We start from the raw sequence: 15655 nt of genomic DNA on the forward strand, positions 1-15655 counted from the left end.
TATATTCCTCCTTAATTATTGCCTTACCTTACCTGTAGCACAGGTTTCTTTTCTTTCATTAATAATGTCACTTCCCCATTGAAAATCCCCTCTTGCTGACTTTTCACTATTATTCACAAGCGGCTCTGCAATCTTTGGTAAGCTTCCATCATCACAAAGCCGTCTTAAAGCTTCCGATAGCTCCTGTTTATCGCCAGATCTTAAAGTCTCTGTCTTGGATGGGTCTAGATCTTGCAGTGGCTTTTCATTGAGTCGTGTTACAGACTCTGCTGGCTTTTCAACGGGCTTTTCCTTACTAACACTTCCCCTATACAATGTTTCTCCAATAGCCCTTAGCAATTTTTTATCTGTATGGTATTTAAATTCACCACCAGAAATTTCGCCAAATTTTTTAAGACTAGAATCAACTTCTTGCTCAATCCTTGCAGTAGCAAGCTTTCTGATTTCTTTTTCGCTCTTTCCTTTGTTTTCAGGATCAGCTTTAATATCATTAATTATTGCGTCAACATCAACTTCAATTGTAACTTCATTTCTTCCTTTATCTACAGTTACATTTGGCAAGCCTTTTTTTATTTTATCTAATTGCTCAGAGGTTAAACGAGACGCATCTCCAAGAACTCTCGATGCTTCAAAGATCATTTTTCCTTTTTTATAGTCCACTAACTTTACTTTCACAGCAAGATTTTTACTAGCTTGTGTGATGCCTTCTTGTACATCCTTTGCAAATTGGGTATATTCTTCAAGTGGCATACCAATAATATAACGTCCACCATTTTTTATATCATGCCATACCCAACCCAAAGAAGGTTTAGACAAGTTTGAAGGCTTTACAAGATATGTCAAAGACTTGACAAGACTTATGCCAGATCTATCGAAAAAAGAATCGTCACCCTGATTGCTTACCAAATGTGTCAGACCGTTTGTGCAGTCACTTCCTCTTTCACTCCAAGACTTACTCCAACTTGACGGTCTCATAGGATATATTGCTGCATTAAGTGGCAAAGCAAGAGACCTGCCAACAAATTTCTCACCTCTTGTACCTATCTCAGCCCAGTTTGAAGGCTTTGCAGTATATATAATAAACTTGACAAAATTACTGCCTATCTTAGCCCAAACAGACTGTTTATCCGAACCACTTTCTACCATTCCCATGACATACCTCCAAGGTACTTCCACAATTAAACGCTACATCATGTCTAATTATAGACGAAAATATTTAAACTTATATATCTATTATAAGATGAAATTATAGAGATTTCAACTATTATTTACAAATTGTCTAAAACAATTGATATACTTGAGTTATTCTCAGTAAATAAATCAAGCATAATATTAGGTATCCTACCATCAATTATGTGAGCGATTCCAGCACATTCTTCTATCATTCTAGTGTAAGCTGCAAGCCTTTCAATGAATTTTTCTCCTTTGATTTTGCCACAATCAATTGATGCATTTAAACTTTTAACAGATATTTTCTTGTCACCAATTTTATTCATTTCTTCGTCTATATTGCTAAAGATTATCATTTTAGATGCAGAAACAGCAATTGCTATCTCACTTGCAGCGCTATCGGCATCGATATGATACGTTTCTCCATTTTTTCCATGACCAATTGGTGCAATAACTGGTATAAAGTCTGATTCCTCAATAAAAAACAATATATCAGGATTTATTTCAGTTGGTCTGCCAATGAATCCCATATCTAATATTTTTTCGATGTTATTTGATCTATTTTCCCTGAGTGTAGCGGTTATTTTTTCGGCTTTCATTAGATTACCATCTTTTCCACATAACCCAATGGCTGAGCCACCAGCAGAACTTATATGCTGAACAATTTTTTTGTTAACTGAGCCACATAGCACCATTTCAATGATTTTCATGGTCTCTTTGTCTGTAAGCCTGATATCATTTACAAACTTACTATCCATACCCAGTATTTCTAACACCGAATTAATTTCATATTCTCCGTCATGAACTATCACTGGGTTTATACCAAGCTGCTTTAATAAAACAACATTATGCACAAAAGCATTGAATAACGTTTCATCTGAGATTACTATGCCGCCACATTTGATGACAAAGGTCTCGCCTACAAAGTTAGGGATGCTCGATAGAGCTTCAAGTAATATTGCTGCTTTTTGCTTAAATGGTACCTCACTCTTTAAAAACTCACTACTCTTCATTTTTTTATCTTGTAAACTTGAAAAATTCATCTCTTACCTTGACTATTTTACATCTAACACGAGTGCTTATTTGATGAAACGACACACTTTCATTGTTAATCCATTTTTGAGTATCTTCTATAATAGCGTCTAAGCTCTTTTGACTCACTTTATCTATTTTTGTTAGCACGATGTTAAAGTTGATGTTGTTATATGTTAACCAATAAATGAAGTCTTTGTCTATTTCTTTTAATCCTACCTTGCTATCTATCAGTACAAACACTCTTCTTAAATTTCTTCTTTGAATTAGATAATACTCAACAAGTCTTAAATATTGTGCAATTTCCTCCTTACCTGCATAAGAATAACCATACCCTGGCAAATCAACAAGTCTAAACTTATCGTCATACATGGAGTAAAAATTTATTTGCCTAGTGCATCCAGGTTTAGAGGAAACTCTGGCAGCTTTTTTGCTGTTTATTAGCAAATTAATCAAACTGGATTTTCCTACATTTGATCTTCCAGCGAACGCGATTTCTGGGACCATTTCATCTGGCAGTGATTTGATATCCGAAGCTCCAAATATAAAGTTGCAGCTTGATGTTATCTGTTTTGCCATTGTATTTAAATAAAAGTATGCAAAGTAATAGATTAGTATAATGTTATTACTTGATATACGAAATTTTTTATTTCAGTATATATTACTTACTTAAAATGAACGGCTGAAATATTAAATCTGTGTTATATGGATATAGAGAATAATTTACAAGATTTAAAGAAAAAATTTAATGATATAGGGAGGAAGTTGGAAAGCCCTGCCAACCTAAGTCAAAAAGAATTCATCAATCTGTCAAAAGAATACTCTGAATTAAGGCCAATAATCAAAATAATTGATGAATACAGCATTCTGAAAGAGGAAATTTCAGACTTAGAGGAAATAATAAAAGATGAAAATAGCGAACACGATATAAAAGAGTTAGCAAAAGAAGAATTCTTTGAGAAGCAAAAAGTATTATTACCAAAAGTCAAAGCAAAACTAAGATTATCGCTATTGCCCAAAGATGAGGACGACTCAAGAAATGCAATACTAGAAATCAGAGCAGGTACGGGAGGGGAAGAAGCAGCGTTATTTGCAGCAACTTTATACCGCATGTACCAAAAATATGCAGAAAGAAGAAATTGGAAGTTCGAGCCGATTAGTATATCTAATACTGGCATAGGAGGATATAAGGAAGCTTCTGCACTCATCAATGGAACAGAAGTTTTTGCAAGACTAAAATTTGAATCAGGAGTGCATAGAGTTCAGAGAGTCCCAGAAACTGAGTCCTCGGGAAGGTTACACACCTCTGCAGCGACCGTTGCAATATTACCTGAAGTAGAAGAGGTTGATTTTAAAATAGAAGAGAAAGATTTACGAATAGATGTCTATAGATCTAGCGGTCCTGGTGGGCAGTCGGTAAATACAACTGACAGTGCGGTGAGGGTTACACACTTGCCAACAGGGATAGTTGTTATACAGCAAGATGAAAAATCTCAACACAAAAACAAGGCTAAAGCACTAAAAGTCTTAAGAGCAAGGCTATATGAGATTGAAAGGCAAAAAAGGGAACTGGAAAGATCAATAATCAGAAAAGGTCAAATTGGCTCTGGAGATCGCTCTGAGCGCATAAGAACGTATAATTACCCGCAATCAAGGCTCACGGATCACAGAATTAATTATACTTCGCATAGGTTAGAGCAGATTGTGAAAGAAGGCGAATTAGACGAGATTATCGAGGTATTAATTTCACGTCATGAAGCAGAAAGGTTGGCAGTGCACAACAATTCATGATAAGAAATATTTTTTTACCGATAACTCTAGTATAAATTATTAAGAAATTAATCAATCAGTATCCGTTCAGGGAAGCGGTAAAAAGCCACTAACGGCAGAGCAAAAAGAGCATAATCGAAAATTGGCATAAAAGCGTAGAGATATAGGATGCCAAATAGGGAGTACTATAATGCTTGCATTATTCTAATTTTTGTTAGATAATTAATATATTTAATTAATATATTGATATAACTATGACCAATGAAGATCTCAGAAATAAATTTTACCAATTTTTAATTAAGCTACATGATTCCGGAGATCTTAATCTTTTAAGCCAAGTTGATAGCTTTAAAGAGTTGATAAGTAAATTTAGAAATGATTTTGAGTCATTGCAAAAAGTAATAGTCCATCCATTGGGGTGTTCAGCTTACAATCCCAAAATTTTAGAGACTATACTAAACAATGGAGTGGATATTCATAGCAATCCAGGGAAGTTAGATTTGATAAGCGGTTGGTATAGCTGGCGTGGACAGTTTTTTGGATATAATGCTATATTCCGTGGAAAAAACGTGGGCTATAATATTGCTCAAACCCTTACTGTTTCGATTGCAAGAATAACGCTACAAAATCCTAATTTATTAGAAAAGCAAGAGTATGGGCGGAGCTGCAAAGAAAATCTACTACATAGTTTGGTGAATACAGTATTTGTTTACTTAAGTCCAGATAGTTGCTTTAGTCGGGATGATGCAGATACAGAGTGGGAGAGTTGTAAAAAGCATCTTTCGCAATTGTTTACATTGATGGTATTCATTAATCCAAAGTCATTGGAACAAAAGTATTCTGATCTAAAACGTGTCGAAACGACACCGATGGAGCTTTTTTCTCATTATCTTCTTTCATGCAAAAGAACATACCAGTACGTACCGGGAATTTATAATGATCTTTTTAATCTTGAGGAGCTTTATAATAATTTTCAACAAGTTATTACACTTAGTAAAGACAATAGCAATATTTTAAGTCAAAAGATAAAGGAGCTGATTAATTATATAAACTCTATACAACCAAGTTCACAGATAGATTCTAGTAAACTAAATTCTATAATAAGTGAAATTAAAGATCAAATTAAAACCCAAGGGAATAGTCCAGCTGAAAAATGCATTGTTGATGTTGGCAATTTACTCATAGAAAATTTACCTACTACATTGCTAGATAGATACATTAGTAATTTACGTTCTTCAGGTTATCAAACTGGTAATGTTTCTGAAGAAATGAATGAAAAATTAAGTTTTATATTAGACAAAGAAGTATTTAAGACTATTGACTTACTAAATAAAAAATCAGCTCTTAATGATGTAATAAATCATATTGAAGATCCTTCAGTTCAAAGATTAATAGAGAAGTATGAAGAAGACTTTCTTAAATTTAAAGAATTCAAAGAATTTTTGGCTGATAATCCAGCTCCGCATGAGCCAATATCGCAGAAACGCTTGGATAGAGAAGGTAGATTAGAAAATACCAGGTCACTTAAAGATCAGAGAAAAGTAAAAATTCAAGAGAACGAAAAAATATCAGAAGAAGCTTTGATGGATATTCAAGAAAAACTTAAAAGTGAAAAAGCACAAGAAAAAGCTCTACCTTGCATTAACACTTCACTTACAGGTGGCAAAAAAGTACCACTAAAAGAAAACAATCAAAACGGGTTCAAAATAATAACAACGCTTGTAATCACTTGTGGAATTGTTTCAGCTAGTGTTATTACAGGAATTTACTTTGAATCTTTTACAGATGCAATTGCTGTAGCAGCTATTTTAACTATAGCTGCTTGTTGTATTGGTTACTGTTGCAACTCTAAAGTTGACTCGCAACTTATTTCTCCACAAGCAAAAGGAAATGTGAGTAAGTTAGCTACTCAGCACTAACATTAGTCATGGCCAATATGGATTAGCCTAGTCTGTACGTATATCAAGTCTCTTGCTTAAAATTTTCAATATTAAATCCAGCTCATTAAGATCATTATACTGTATGATAACCTTGCCCTTAGAATTATTGTCACTAATTTTGACACTTAAACCAAGCTGGGAAGATATTTCCCTTTCTATTACTGCTATATCCTGACTTTTAGCATATTGTTGACCTTTTTGGTTGTTATTTTCGTGTAAATCTTTTATCAATTTTTCAGTTTGTCTAACGCTTAATCCCTGAGAAACTATTGTTTCCGCAATATCTTCTGGGTTTTCAATGTTAATCAATGTTCTTGCATGCCCCATAGACAACTTTTTTTCATTTATCATCACTTTCACACCATCCGAAAGTGATAACATTCTAATCATATTGGTTATGTGGCTACGACTTTTACCTAAGGCTGAAGCTAATTCTTCATGCGTATAGGAAAATTCATCTATCAGTCTTTTATATGCCTCACCTTCTTCTATCGGGTTAATATCTTGTCTCTGTATGTTTTCAATTATGGATATTTCCAGACACGCCTTATCACTTAAATCTTTTATAATAACTGGTACACTGCTTAGGTTTGCGATTTTACTTGCCCTCCAACGTCGTTCCCCGGCTATTATTTCATAACCATCCTCATGTGAAACTTTGCGCACTACAATGGGCTGTATAATGCCACTTTTCTCTATTGAGATAGCAAGTTCTTTTAATGACTCTTCATCGAAATGCTTTCTTGGCTGAAATTTGCTTGAGTGCAGTAATGAGATAGGCAAATGCTCCTGCCGATCTTCTTTATTGTCATAATTATCACCTATAAGACCAGCAAGACCCATTCCTAGTCGTCTATCATCCTTCATGCCGCACCCTCACTTACTAATTTCTTTTCTTTATAGCTGCTTGTGTGCTTTTTTAAAATTTCCTTTGCCAAATTTATATATGCTTGTGCACCAGGGCATTTAAGATCATATACAATGGCAGGCTTACCGTGAGAAGGCGCTTCTGATAACCTTACGTTGCGCGGAATAATAGTCTCATAAAGCGGAATAATGGTTTTGTATACTTTATCATTTAAATACTGACAAATATCATTTTTAATCTGCTCGCTGAGCTTGTTACGTCTGTCATACATGGTGAGCACTATTCCTTCTATTTTCAGAGAGGGATTAAGGTTATTTCTTTTTATTAGCTCTACAGTTTTAACCAAATGACTTAATCCCTCCAAAGCAAAAAATTCACACTGAAGAGGAACAATAATAGAGTCAGCAGCAGTAAGAGCGTTTATGGTTAAGAGCCCAAGTGATGGAGGGCAATCGATTATTATATACTCGTAATTATCACGTATTTTTTCCAATGCTTCCTTTAGCACAAACTTTCCATGCTTAAGTTGCGATAACTCAATCTCTGCGGCCGATAAATCAACCACTGACGAAATAAGCGATAAATTTGGAATCTCTTTTATATTGAAAATCGCAGATTCTATAGACCTATTTCCACTGCTTAGCAATATTTTGTATATATTTTTTTCTTCTCTGCTCCTATAAGAAATTCCAAGTCCAGTACTAGCGTTTCCTTGTGGATCAAGGTCGATCAATAAAGTATTTTTGCCCACAGCAGCAAAAGCTGTTGACAAGTTTATACTAGTTGTGGTTTTACCAACGCCACCCTTTTGATTGACTATTGCAAGAATTTTACTCAAAGCTTTTATCTTATATGTCTAATCATTCTATTGTAATGCGCAAGGAAACTTTTGCATTAGAAAACTTTTGTATTATGAACTACGCTGGGGTTAAGCAATTGGCATTAGACCATCTTATGGATAGTCTAATTAATATTTTCTATAAATCTTCAAATACTCTGGCACTATATTTTCAATTGATAATGGCAGAATTTTTATTGTTTCAAGATCAGTTGACTTTTCAAGCGAGCTATTCATCATAACTTTCACCTGATCTTGAGTAAGCATAGGGCTGATATCTCCCGTTATGGGTTTGAGAAGCATAGAAATAATTCTATTTTCCAAGAAGAAAGCTATCAGCTTTGCCATTGGGAAAGATATATTAACCAGTAAACATTTCCTGTTCGTCACATTTAGAATGAATTTTAATAAGCTTTTGAAAGAGTAAACCTTTGGTCCACCTAAGTTGTAAATTTTCTTATCTTGTTTGTTAAGGCTAATAATACGATACACCACTTCAGCCAGATCAGTCACACATATTGGTTGAAATTTAGTTGCCCCATTGCCAATTAGTGGCAGAAAAGGGAGAACAGTTGCTAATTTTGCAAATTTATTAAAGAATTTATCTTCTTTGCCAAATACAAGACTTGGTCTCATTATTATCGCTTCTGGAAATGCAGAGGTTACAGCTTTTTCACCTTCCATCTTAGTGTGAGCGTACTTTGACAATTTGCTGTTTTCTATTCCCATAGCAGAAAAATGTATCATCATTGGCACATTTTTTATTTTTGCAGCCTTTGCAATTCTTTCTGCTATTTTAACATGAGCAGTATGAAAACTAGATTTTTTTGTTTCATACAATATCCCTATTAAGTTTATAACTACATCACATTCTGTCATACTTTCCAACAATAATGCTTCATCAAAGAAATCACCTTTAAATACTGAAATTTGTCCTAAGTTGCCACACAATTTGAGAGAAGCAGCTTTTTCTTGATTGCGAGTAAATATTTTTATTAAATATCCATCAGCTGCTAAACGCCTTACTATATGTTTTCCTATAAATCCTGTTCCACCAAAAATAATTATACGCTTTGCCACGATCAAAATACCTAATAGTTTATCATTCTAAATTAATACAATAGTTTTATTTAATATTCTATGATGAATTCTTGTATTATCAGTTCCATTTTATTCCTATTGAATAACAAATGCGTATAGCTAGCCAAGAAAAGGCCCACTGTCATTAAGTTAAGATGTATACCAAAGTTTTGCAGAAGACCTTAGTATTAAGCCTTTTTGCCAATTACCACAACATTTTCACTGGGAAAAAAATAATCAGGTACATCCATATTTCTTGGTGCAGGCCCCCCAATCACTCGACCTGATGTGTCATAATATGAACCATGGCAAGGGCAAAACCAACCGTTACCATCTTTTGTAGCGTGGTCAACCGGTACACATCCAAGATGCGTACATATTCCAACCATAATTAACCATTCATCTTTCCCTTCATATACTCTTTGCTCATCCGGTTGAGGATCACGCAAGTTCTTTGCATCAACGGCTCTTGCAGCTTCAATCTCTTGTTTTGTACGTCTGCGAATAAATACCGGCTTACCTTGCCACTTTACCTTTACTCCATGCCCTTCTTGAATTCCAGATAAATTAACCTCTACTGTAGACATCGCCAAAACTCCAGCAGAAGGATTCATGGACTTAACTAATGGCCAAAGTCCACTTGCAGCGCCTATTCCTGCCATAGCACATGTAGTCAAGGTTATAAAATCTCTCCTGCTCTTATTTTTAGTAATAGGCGGCTTTTTATCTTTTTTTGCGTCTACCAGTGTTTTTTTATTCTTAGTTAATTTTTTGACCATTTATCGTCTGCCTAGCTATAATCATATATTTTAATTTAAATACCGTATATTAATCAACAAAAACTTGTGCTTTTTCATAGTGCTGCATGTTTTAAAGAGTGGTTGTCAGTTGTGAATGCTGCCAAAAGAGTTTCCAAAATGGCGTAATTGTTACGGTTATTTTAAAAAATGTAGCAAAAAATCGGATGCAAATAAAGCTGGAAACTGTATACGTCATAACTTCCATTGGTTATTTTGTTCCACACTGCTTCAATATATCTCGTGCAGTATCGCTTAGTGGTGCAATGTACATCATAACTCCCTTAGCACCAAAAAACACACCACAAAACATCCCTAAAGCAAAAAGAGCTGGCCACGGCATTCTGCCAAATATCGCCATTAAAGATGCACCAATAAATATTACTGTCATAAGTGGTCCGCCAAGACCCCAAATATACCCAATAATGTTGCATATTACTTCTGTCGTCTCATCCATTTGAACTTTAGCAGTAGTTTGAGGATTACCAGAAGCCGGATCTGCATAACTTGAAGAAGAAAAGAGTAACATTACACAAAAAACACCAAAAATTTTCATTATAGAGCTCATTTTTTTTCCTTTAAACAATGTAACTAAATATTTGTATCTATATACATCTATTGTAAAGTAAAATTTATAATTGTCCATATGTAAGTGTTGCTACATCATAGCAAAATCATAAATTATTAACAGCAATTAAATAAATTGCAAGTCGTGTCCAAGTTTTCTGCCCCGTGTGCGCACACGGCTGTACAGTTCCAGAGCATGCATAACATTAGACATACTATAATTGCTATTGGGTAATGGAGAGACAGACTCCATTATTTTAGCGCGAAGTAACAAATTCAATAGAGTAAGTTCTTCAAAAATAATTTAAACTTTTACAGTAGGAGTAGTCTCATGAAATATTATATCGGGTTAGATGTCTCACTCAAAGAAACTTTTATTAGCATCGTTGATGAGAAAAGAAAGATTAGACCTGCTGAAAAGGGTATGACAAGAGGACGAAGGTGTGATAAAAGGAGAATAGAGCAAATAGAAGTGAGGCAAAATGTGGTTAAATTACCATAATCTAAAGAAACATCCAAGAAATTTTCGCGATATAACAGGGCTAAAAGTAGAGGAATTTGAAAAAATAATTGAAAATATTTAAGATTCTACCTCACACCTACCGCAACTTTCAGAAGCAATATAACATGAGGTTCAATATTGTTGCCGGAATTGTGAACCTGAAGCATGGCTTTTGATAGCTTTTGGGCTGGTAATTTCTCTCTAAAGTTTTATCTTTTATGTTTCGTCTCATACCTCACTCCCTCAAAAATGTTTCTTTTTATCTTAACATCTTTGTCATCGAATTATGTGACCTTTACAGGGATGAGAAACTGGCACTGGAACGACACCAGTAGTTGACACTTAACACCAAGAACTATCGCTTTACGGGATGTTCGTACAGCTGTGGATTTATTTGCAGCACCTCAGCGTAGATCCCGCTAACAAGCAGCGGGATGACGGCGTTATTAATCGGTCTGAGTTAGCTCTATCAGTGCTTTGACTATTTATAGACAAATATATTAATTAATAGTAACATGCTAAATTATGACAAATCGAAAGATTATGACTGACATGCAAAAAGCAATATTATCCAGTATAATTTGCAACATGATAGTATGGTATGAGTTCACTCTATTTGGAGTTTTAACACATACAATAAGTAACATTTTTTTTCCATCAGAAAGCGATTACTTAAGCACAATCAAATATCTTGCTATCTTTGCAGTTGGATTTGGATTTAGGCCGCTTGGCGCATTTATTTTTGGCTACATTGGAGATAAGTATGGTAGAAGGAAGGTGTTGCTTACTTCCGTAATATTAGTTTCAATATCATCTACGGTAATTGGAATCATACCAGGCTATAAAGAAATCGGCATCCTTGCTCCTCTATTGCTCTTATTGTGCAGAATTACACAAGGTATTGCAGTAGGAGGAGAAACAAGCATTAATACAGCTTTTTTAATTGAACATTCAAGCGATAAGAGAAACCTTGGGTTTTTAGGTAGTATGAAAGCCTTTAGTGGAGGACTTGGTTCGATGTTATGCTTTATAATGATTGCTATTTGCAAAGGATTTACAGGTGAAAATTACGAAATTTGGGGCTGGAGGCTGCTTTTTTATTTTTGCTCTATTATGGGAATAATAGGTTTTTTAACAAGATATATAATGGAAGAGAGTTTAGCATATAAAACGCATAATCAAAATAAAAGCTTATCTAGCTCACCATTTTTAGAGTTGATTAAAAGTTATAAAAGGGCGTTTGCGATAGCAGTTGGACTTGGTATTGCACAAAATGCAATCGTTTATTCAATGATCATGTTTTACAACATATCTGTAAAAGAACTTACTCTGTCAGGTGTTGATATTAAAAATACAGTAAGGATTGCAAGCGAAATTATATTTGGAGTATCTGCAGTGCTGTTTGCAATGCTTTCTGATAAAGTTGGAAGAAAAAACGTGATGGTTCCTATATTAATAGTTTTAGCTTGCACTAGTTTACCAGTGCTTTCACTATTGTCCTATGATAATCACTATATTATAACGCCAACGTATTTGTTGATAAGTATACCAATAGCTGCATCTTTTGGCATATATAGTTCTCTTGTTTGTGAACTATTCCCAACAAAAGTTAGGTGCACTGGTCTTAGTCTAGCACATAATATATCGGCAGGGATTTTTGGTGGTCTTTCCCCTTCCATATGCATGATGCTCATAGAAAAAACTGGAACAAAATTTGCAGCAGGTATTTATCTTACCATATGTGCACTAATTAGCTTAATATCTATATTGCAAATCAAAATTCAAGATAAAAAAATTGATTGGTAAAACTTTTTTAAGATGTAGATTCGTTGCTATTCCTATTTCCAAAAGTGCTGCAACTTCTTCCTTTTACTTTCCTTTTTTAACTTTCAACCAAAAATACTGCCTTTCCCCACATGATAAAAGTATATTATACACTTATCACTTACTTTGAGAAGTGCTATAACACTCCATAGAATAGCATTTCCAAATTCATTTTAGTCCATTATACTCTTTTGTATATCTGTAAATATACCATGATTTTTAACAGCACATTGCTAATCCTTTACTCCAAGCGAAGTTTACAACTTTCTCACTTGTTGAAATAAAATGATCAATTTTATTGCTTTTATACCCTTTACAACTCATCAAAAAATCACCATAATTTCCAGTGTGTATTAAGTCATGTTAGCTTTTCATCTTGCAACAAGCTATTGATTATCTTGCATTTTCTAATTGTTGTTTTTTTTTGGTGTGGTATATGAACTTAACTAATCCTAAAGTTTCTGCTATATTTTTTGACCAAATTCTTACAGTAGTGGATCATAATATTGCTTGGGAAAAAATTCAGAATTGTCTTTATAATCTTTACGGAGAAGCAACGTATAACAGCTGGTTAAGTTCACTTAGATTTGTTAGCAGTAGAAATGGAGAGGTGTTATTGTCTGTATCAACAAGATTTATAAAAGAGTGGATTGCAGTTCATTACATGGAAAAAATATTATCATTATGGCAAAATGAGGATAGAAGCATACATTCTGTTGATATTCAAGTGACAGGAGAAAAAAACTTAAATTCTAATATTATATTAAAAAACAGAGAGGAAAGTAATCATAACCTTGGTTCACCATTGGATACAAGGTTCACTTTTGATAATTTTATAGTAGGAAAGTCAAATGAATTAGCATTTACAGCGGCTAAGCGTGTAGCAGAATCTGTTGATCCAATATCGGGAAGCAACCCTTTGTTTCTATATGGTGGAGTAGGGCTCGGCAAAACACATCTAATGCATGCCATAGCTTGGTATATAGTCAATTCTCCAACAACAAAAAGAAAAGTGGTGTACTTATCAGCAGAAAAGTTTATGTACCAGTATATTACAGCACTACGAAGCAAAGACATCATGCTGTTTAAAGAGCAATTTAGATCAGTGGATGTACTGATGGTAGATGATGTACAATTTATTAGTGGTAAGGATAGCACACAGGAGGAGTTTTTTCATACTTTTAATGCATTGATAGACCAAAATAAACAATTGGTTATATCAGCTGATAGATCCCCTAGTGATCTTGATGGAGTGGAAGAAAGGATAAAATCACGGCTCGGTTGGGGATTGGTAGCAGATATTAATGAAACAACTTTTGAGCTGAGGCTTGGTATACTACAGGCCAAAGTAGAACAAATGAACATGTATATTCCAAAAGATGTATTAGAATTTTTAGCAAGAAACATAAAATCTAATATAAGAGAATTAGAAGGGGCATTAAATAAGATTGCCCATACTTCGTTAATTGGGAGGAGCATGACAGTGGAGTCAGCCAGTGAAACTCTTATGGACCTTCTGAGATCAAACCATAAGTCACTCACAATAGAAGAAATACAAAAGAAAATAGCAGAATTTTTCAATATAAAGGCTTCAGATATGCAATCCAATAGAAGGACCCGCAATCTTGCAAGGCCAAGACAAATAGCTATGTATTTTGCTAAAAAATTCACACAAAAAAGCCTGCCTGACATTGGAAGGAGCTTTGGTGGCAGAGATCACGCCACCGTTATACATGCAGTAAAACAAATAGAAAATTTTATAAAAACTGATTCAAAATTTGCCGATGAAATTACTCAACTAAAAAAAATATTGAAATGAAGCTTCTAGCTTTTCTTTAAAAGCTAATTTACATTTGGATAAAGACGCTTTTGAAGGCTTTTTTGCAAAAATGCTTACATTTCATATAATATAATCTACATGCGGCATATGGATATAAATGCAAATTGATTATGAGACTAATTTAATAATTGATGCCATAGAAAAATTTGGTGGTGAGGCCAGACTTGTAGGTGGATGCGTAAGAGATTCAATTTTAAAGAGAGATGTTCATGACATTGACCTAGCTACTAACCTACTTCCTGATCAAGTAATAGAAGCATTAAAACTGTGCAATATAAAAACTATTCCAACTGGTTTAAAACATGGAACCATAACTGCAATTTTCAACCAGAGCTCTTTTGAAATTACAACTCTAAGACACGATGTTAAATGTGATGGTAGGCATGCAAAGGTAGAATTTACCGATAATTGGCAAGTTGACGCTTCAAGGCGTGATTTTACATTTAATGCTTTGTATGCGGATAGACATGGCAACATATACGACTATTTTGGTGGCGTCAATGATCTTGAAGCGCGAAAATTAAATTTTATAGGCAATGCGGAAGATAGAATTAAAGAGGACTATTTACGTATTCTAAGGGCGTTTCGTTTTCATGCAAAAATATGCATGGGAGATTTAAGTGATGAGATATTGGAGGTATGCAAAAAACATTCGCATATGATCCAAAATCTCTCTGGAGAAAGAATAAGAGATGAAATGTTTAAATTGCTAGAGTGCGATGATCCCGTTTCAACGCTTAAAAGCATGCAAAAATCTGATGTTTTGCAAAGAATTATCCCAAAAGAGGTAAAATGTGAAATTTTGTCCTCGAAGCTTCTTATCAACACTAGGCCTCTTGCAAAACGTGATGCTGGGCTCTTTCTGGATCCAAGTTTGAATAACGCCGGATCAGCTGATGCGCTAGTAAAATTAGCGTTACTGCTGAGAACAACTGAAAGCAATAATCTTGGGGAATATATAAGTAAATTTTTACGTTTTTCAAAACAACAAAAGAAGAGGCTATTATTTTTATTATCAAGTAATATAGAAACAGAGCTTTCAGAAAGCGAACAAAAAAAATATATATCCTTGTTTGGTGTAGAATTGTATTGTGATTTAGTAAAAATTTGTGGTGTTGAATCCGCAAAGAATATTGATGCGATAAATAATTATATCTCGTTTGCTAATACATTTAATATTCCAAAATTTCCTTTATCTGGTAATGATTTAATAAATATAGGCTACCAGCCTGGGAAAAGTTTAGGTATAAGCCTTGAGTTGATAAAACAACACTGGGAGAACAGCTCCTGCACTTTGACAAAAAATGACTTAATAGCCTATGCTAAGAATGACCTTGTCCAGAAAAAGTGAAGAGTATTATATATGAGAGTTACCACCAAAGGAGGATGCTGTGTAATACCTGTTCCATAAAACCTCCTTTATTAAC

General features: G+C 34.3%; 14 protein-coding genes. 6 read left to right on the forward strand and 8 right to left on the reverse strand.

The window, feature by feature from the left end; translation table 11 throughout:
* Positions 1-15: 15 nt before the first annotated feature.
* The 3 genes from AAGD89_RS03605 to yihA all read right to left on the reverse strand — a co-directional run bounded on the left by AAGD89_RS03605 (position 16) and on the right by yihA (position 2781).
* Positions 16-1152, reverse strand: a complete 1137-nt coding sequence (locus AAGD89_RS03605) for a hypothetical protein (RefSeq protein WP_341808877.1) — start codon at positions 1150-1152, stop codon at positions 16-18.
* A 116-nt stretch (positions 1153-1268) separates the two neighbouring features.
* Positions 1269-2183, reverse strand: a complete 915-nt coding sequence (gene argB, locus AAGD89_RS03610; RefSeq protein ID WP_341808914.1) for an acetylglutamate kinase — start codon at positions 2181-2183, stop codon at positions 1269-1271.
* Between the two features lie 4 nt (positions 2184-2187).
* Positions 2188-2781, reverse strand: a complete 594-nt coding sequence (yihA, locus tag AAGD89_RS03615) for a ribosome biogenesis GTP-binding protein YihA/YsxC (protein WP_341808878.1) — start codon at positions 2779-2781, stop codon at positions 2188-2190.
* 126 nt (positions 2782-2907) lie between these two features.
* Here yihA and prfA point away from each other — a divergent pair, with 126 nt between their 5' ends.
* Both prfA and AAGD89_RS03625 read left to right on the forward strand, forming a co-directional pair.
* Complete coding sequence (prfA, locus tag AAGD89_RS03620; RefSeq protein WP_341808879.1) at positions 2908-3993, forward strand: peptide chain release factor 1; 1086 nt, start codon at positions 2908-2910, stop codon at positions 3991-3993.
* Positions 3994-4226: 233 nt separating this feature from the next.
* Positions 4227-5891 carry a hypothetical protein gene (locus AAGD89_RS03625; RefSeq protein ID WP_341808880.1) on the forward strand — a complete coding sequence of 555 codons (1665 nt, stop codon included), beginning with the start codon at positions 4227-4229 and terminating at the stop codon, positions 5889-5891.
* Between the two features lie 27 nt (positions 5892-5918).
* Here AAGD89_RS03625 and AAGD89_RS03630 read toward each other — a convergent pair whose 3' ends face one another.
* The 5 genes from AAGD89_RS03630 to AAGD89_RS03650 form a co-directional block, all read right to left on the reverse strand.
* Positions 5919-6779, reverse strand: coding sequence for a ParB/RepB/Spo0J family partition protein (locus AAGD89_RS03630; protein WP_341808881.1), 861 nt, complete (start codon positions 6777-6779; stop codon positions 5919-5921).
* Complete coding sequence (locus tag AAGD89_RS03635) at positions 6776-7618, reverse strand: ParA family protein (protein WP_341808882.1); 843 nt, start codon at positions 7616-7618, stop codon at positions 6776-6778. The genes AAGD89_RS03630 and AAGD89_RS03635 overlap by 4 nt, the downstream gene beginning before the upstream one ends.
* Before the next feature lie 129 nt (positions 7619-7747).
* On the reverse strand, positions 7748-8698 hold the full coding sequence (locus AAGD89_RS03640) for a complex I NDUFA9 subunit family protein (RefSeq protein ID WP_341808883.1): 951 nt from the start codon (positions 8696-8698) through the stop codon (positions 7748-7750).
* 188 nt (positions 8699-8886) lie between these two features.
* Positions 8887-9477 carry a ubiquinol-cytochrome c reductase iron-sulfur subunit gene (gene petA / locus AAGD89_RS03645; protein WP_341808884.1) on the reverse strand — a complete coding sequence of 197 codons (591 nt, stop codon included), beginning with the start codon at positions 9475-9477 and terminating at the stop codon, positions 8887-8889.
* Between the two features lie 229 nt (positions 9478-9706).
* On the reverse strand, positions 9707-10063 hold the full coding sequence (locus AAGD89_RS03650) for a TrbC/VirB2 family protein (protein WP_341808915.1): 357 nt from the start codon (positions 10061-10063) through the stop codon (positions 9707-9709).
* A 330-nt stretch (positions 10064-10393) separates the two neighbouring features.
* Here AAGD89_RS03650 and AAGD89_RS03655 point away from each other — a divergent pair, with 330 nt between their 5' ends.
* The 4 genes from AAGD89_RS03655 (at position 10394) to AAGD89_RS03670 (ending at position 15579) form a co-directional block, all read left to right on the forward strand.
* Complete coding sequence (locus tag AAGD89_RS03655; protein WP_341807769.1) at positions 10394-10564, forward strand: hypothetical protein; 171 nt, start codon at positions 10394-10396, stop codon at positions 10562-10564.
* A gap of 543 nt (positions 10565-11107) precedes the next feature.
* Positions 11108-12370, forward strand: coding sequence for an MFS transporter (locus AAGD89_RS03660; RefSeq protein WP_341807770.1), 1263 nt, complete (start codon positions 11108-11110; stop codon positions 12368-12370).
* Positions 12371-12824: 454 nt separating this feature from the next.
* The gene (gene dnaA / locus AAGD89_RS03665; RefSeq protein ID WP_341807771.1) at positions 12825-14207 is read left to right on the forward strand and encodes a chromosomal replication initiator protein DnaA; all 1383 of its coding nucleotides are present in this window, start codon (positions 12825-12827) and stop codon (positions 14205-14207) included.
* A gap of 118 nt (positions 14208-14325) precedes the next feature.
* Positions 14326-15579 carry a CCA tRNA nucleotidyltransferase gene (locus tag AAGD89_RS03670; RefSeq protein WP_341807772.1) on the forward strand — a complete coding sequence of 418 codons (1254 nt, stop codon included), beginning with the start codon at positions 14326-14328 and terminating at the stop codon, positions 15577-15579.
* The last annotated feature ends 76 nt before the right edge of the window (positions 15580-15655 follow it).

Origin of the sequence: Wolbachia endosymbiont (group E) of Neria commutata (assembly GCF_964026735.1) — a bacterium.
Taxonomy (GTDB): domain Bacteria; phylum Pseudomonadota; class Alphaproteobacteria; order Rickettsiales; family Anaplasmataceae; genus Wolbachia.

Bases quoted from the DNA above. Each gene is read 5' to 3' on its own strand.
- AAGD89_RS03660 (WP_341807770.1), top strand. From the start codon at position 11,108: ATGACTGACATGCAAAAAGCAATATTATCCAGTATAATTTGCAACATG.
- AAGD89_RS03655 (WP_341807769.1), top strand. From the start codon at position 10,394: ATGAAATATTATATCGGGTTAGATGTCTCACTCAAAGAAACTTTTATT.
- petA (WP_341808884.1), bottom strand. From the start codon at position 9,477: ATGGTCAAAAAATTAACTAAGAATAAAAAAACACTGGTAGACGCAAAA.
- AAGD89_RS03650 (WP_341808915.1), bottom strand. From the start codon at position 10,063: ATGAGCTCTATAATGAAAATTTTTGGTGTTTTTTGTGTAATGTTACTC.
- dnaA (WP_341807771.1), top strand. From the start codon at position 12,825: ATGAACTTAACTAATCCTAAAGTTTCTGCTATATTTTTTGACCAAATT.
- AAGD89_RS03625 (WP_341808880.1), top strand. From the start codon at position 4,227: ATGACCAATGAAGATCTCAGAAATAAATTTTACCAATTTTTAATTAAG.
- AAGD89_RS03605 (WP_341808877.1), bottom strand. From the start codon at position 1,152: ATGGGAATGGTAGAAAGTGGTTCGGATAAACAGTCTGTTTGGGCTAAG.
- yihA (WP_341808878.1), bottom strand. From the start codon at position 2,781: ATGGCAAAACAGATAACATCAAGCTGCAACTTTATATTTGGAGCTTCG.
- AAGD89_RS03670 (WP_341807772.1), top strand. From the start codon at position 14,326: ATGCAAATTGATTATGAGACTAATTTAATAATTGATGCCATAGAAAAA.
- argB (WP_341808914.1), bottom strand. From the start codon at position 2,183: ATGAAGAGTAGTGAGTTTTTAAAGAGTGAGGTACCATTTAAGCAAAAA.
- AAGD89_RS03630 (WP_341808881.1), bottom strand. From the start codon at position 6,779: ATGAAGGATGATAGACGACTAGGAATGGGTCTTGCTGGTCTTATAGGT.
- prfA (WP_341808879.1), top strand. From the start codon at position 2,908: ATGGATATAGAGAATAATTTACAAGATTTAAAGAAAAAATTTAATGAT.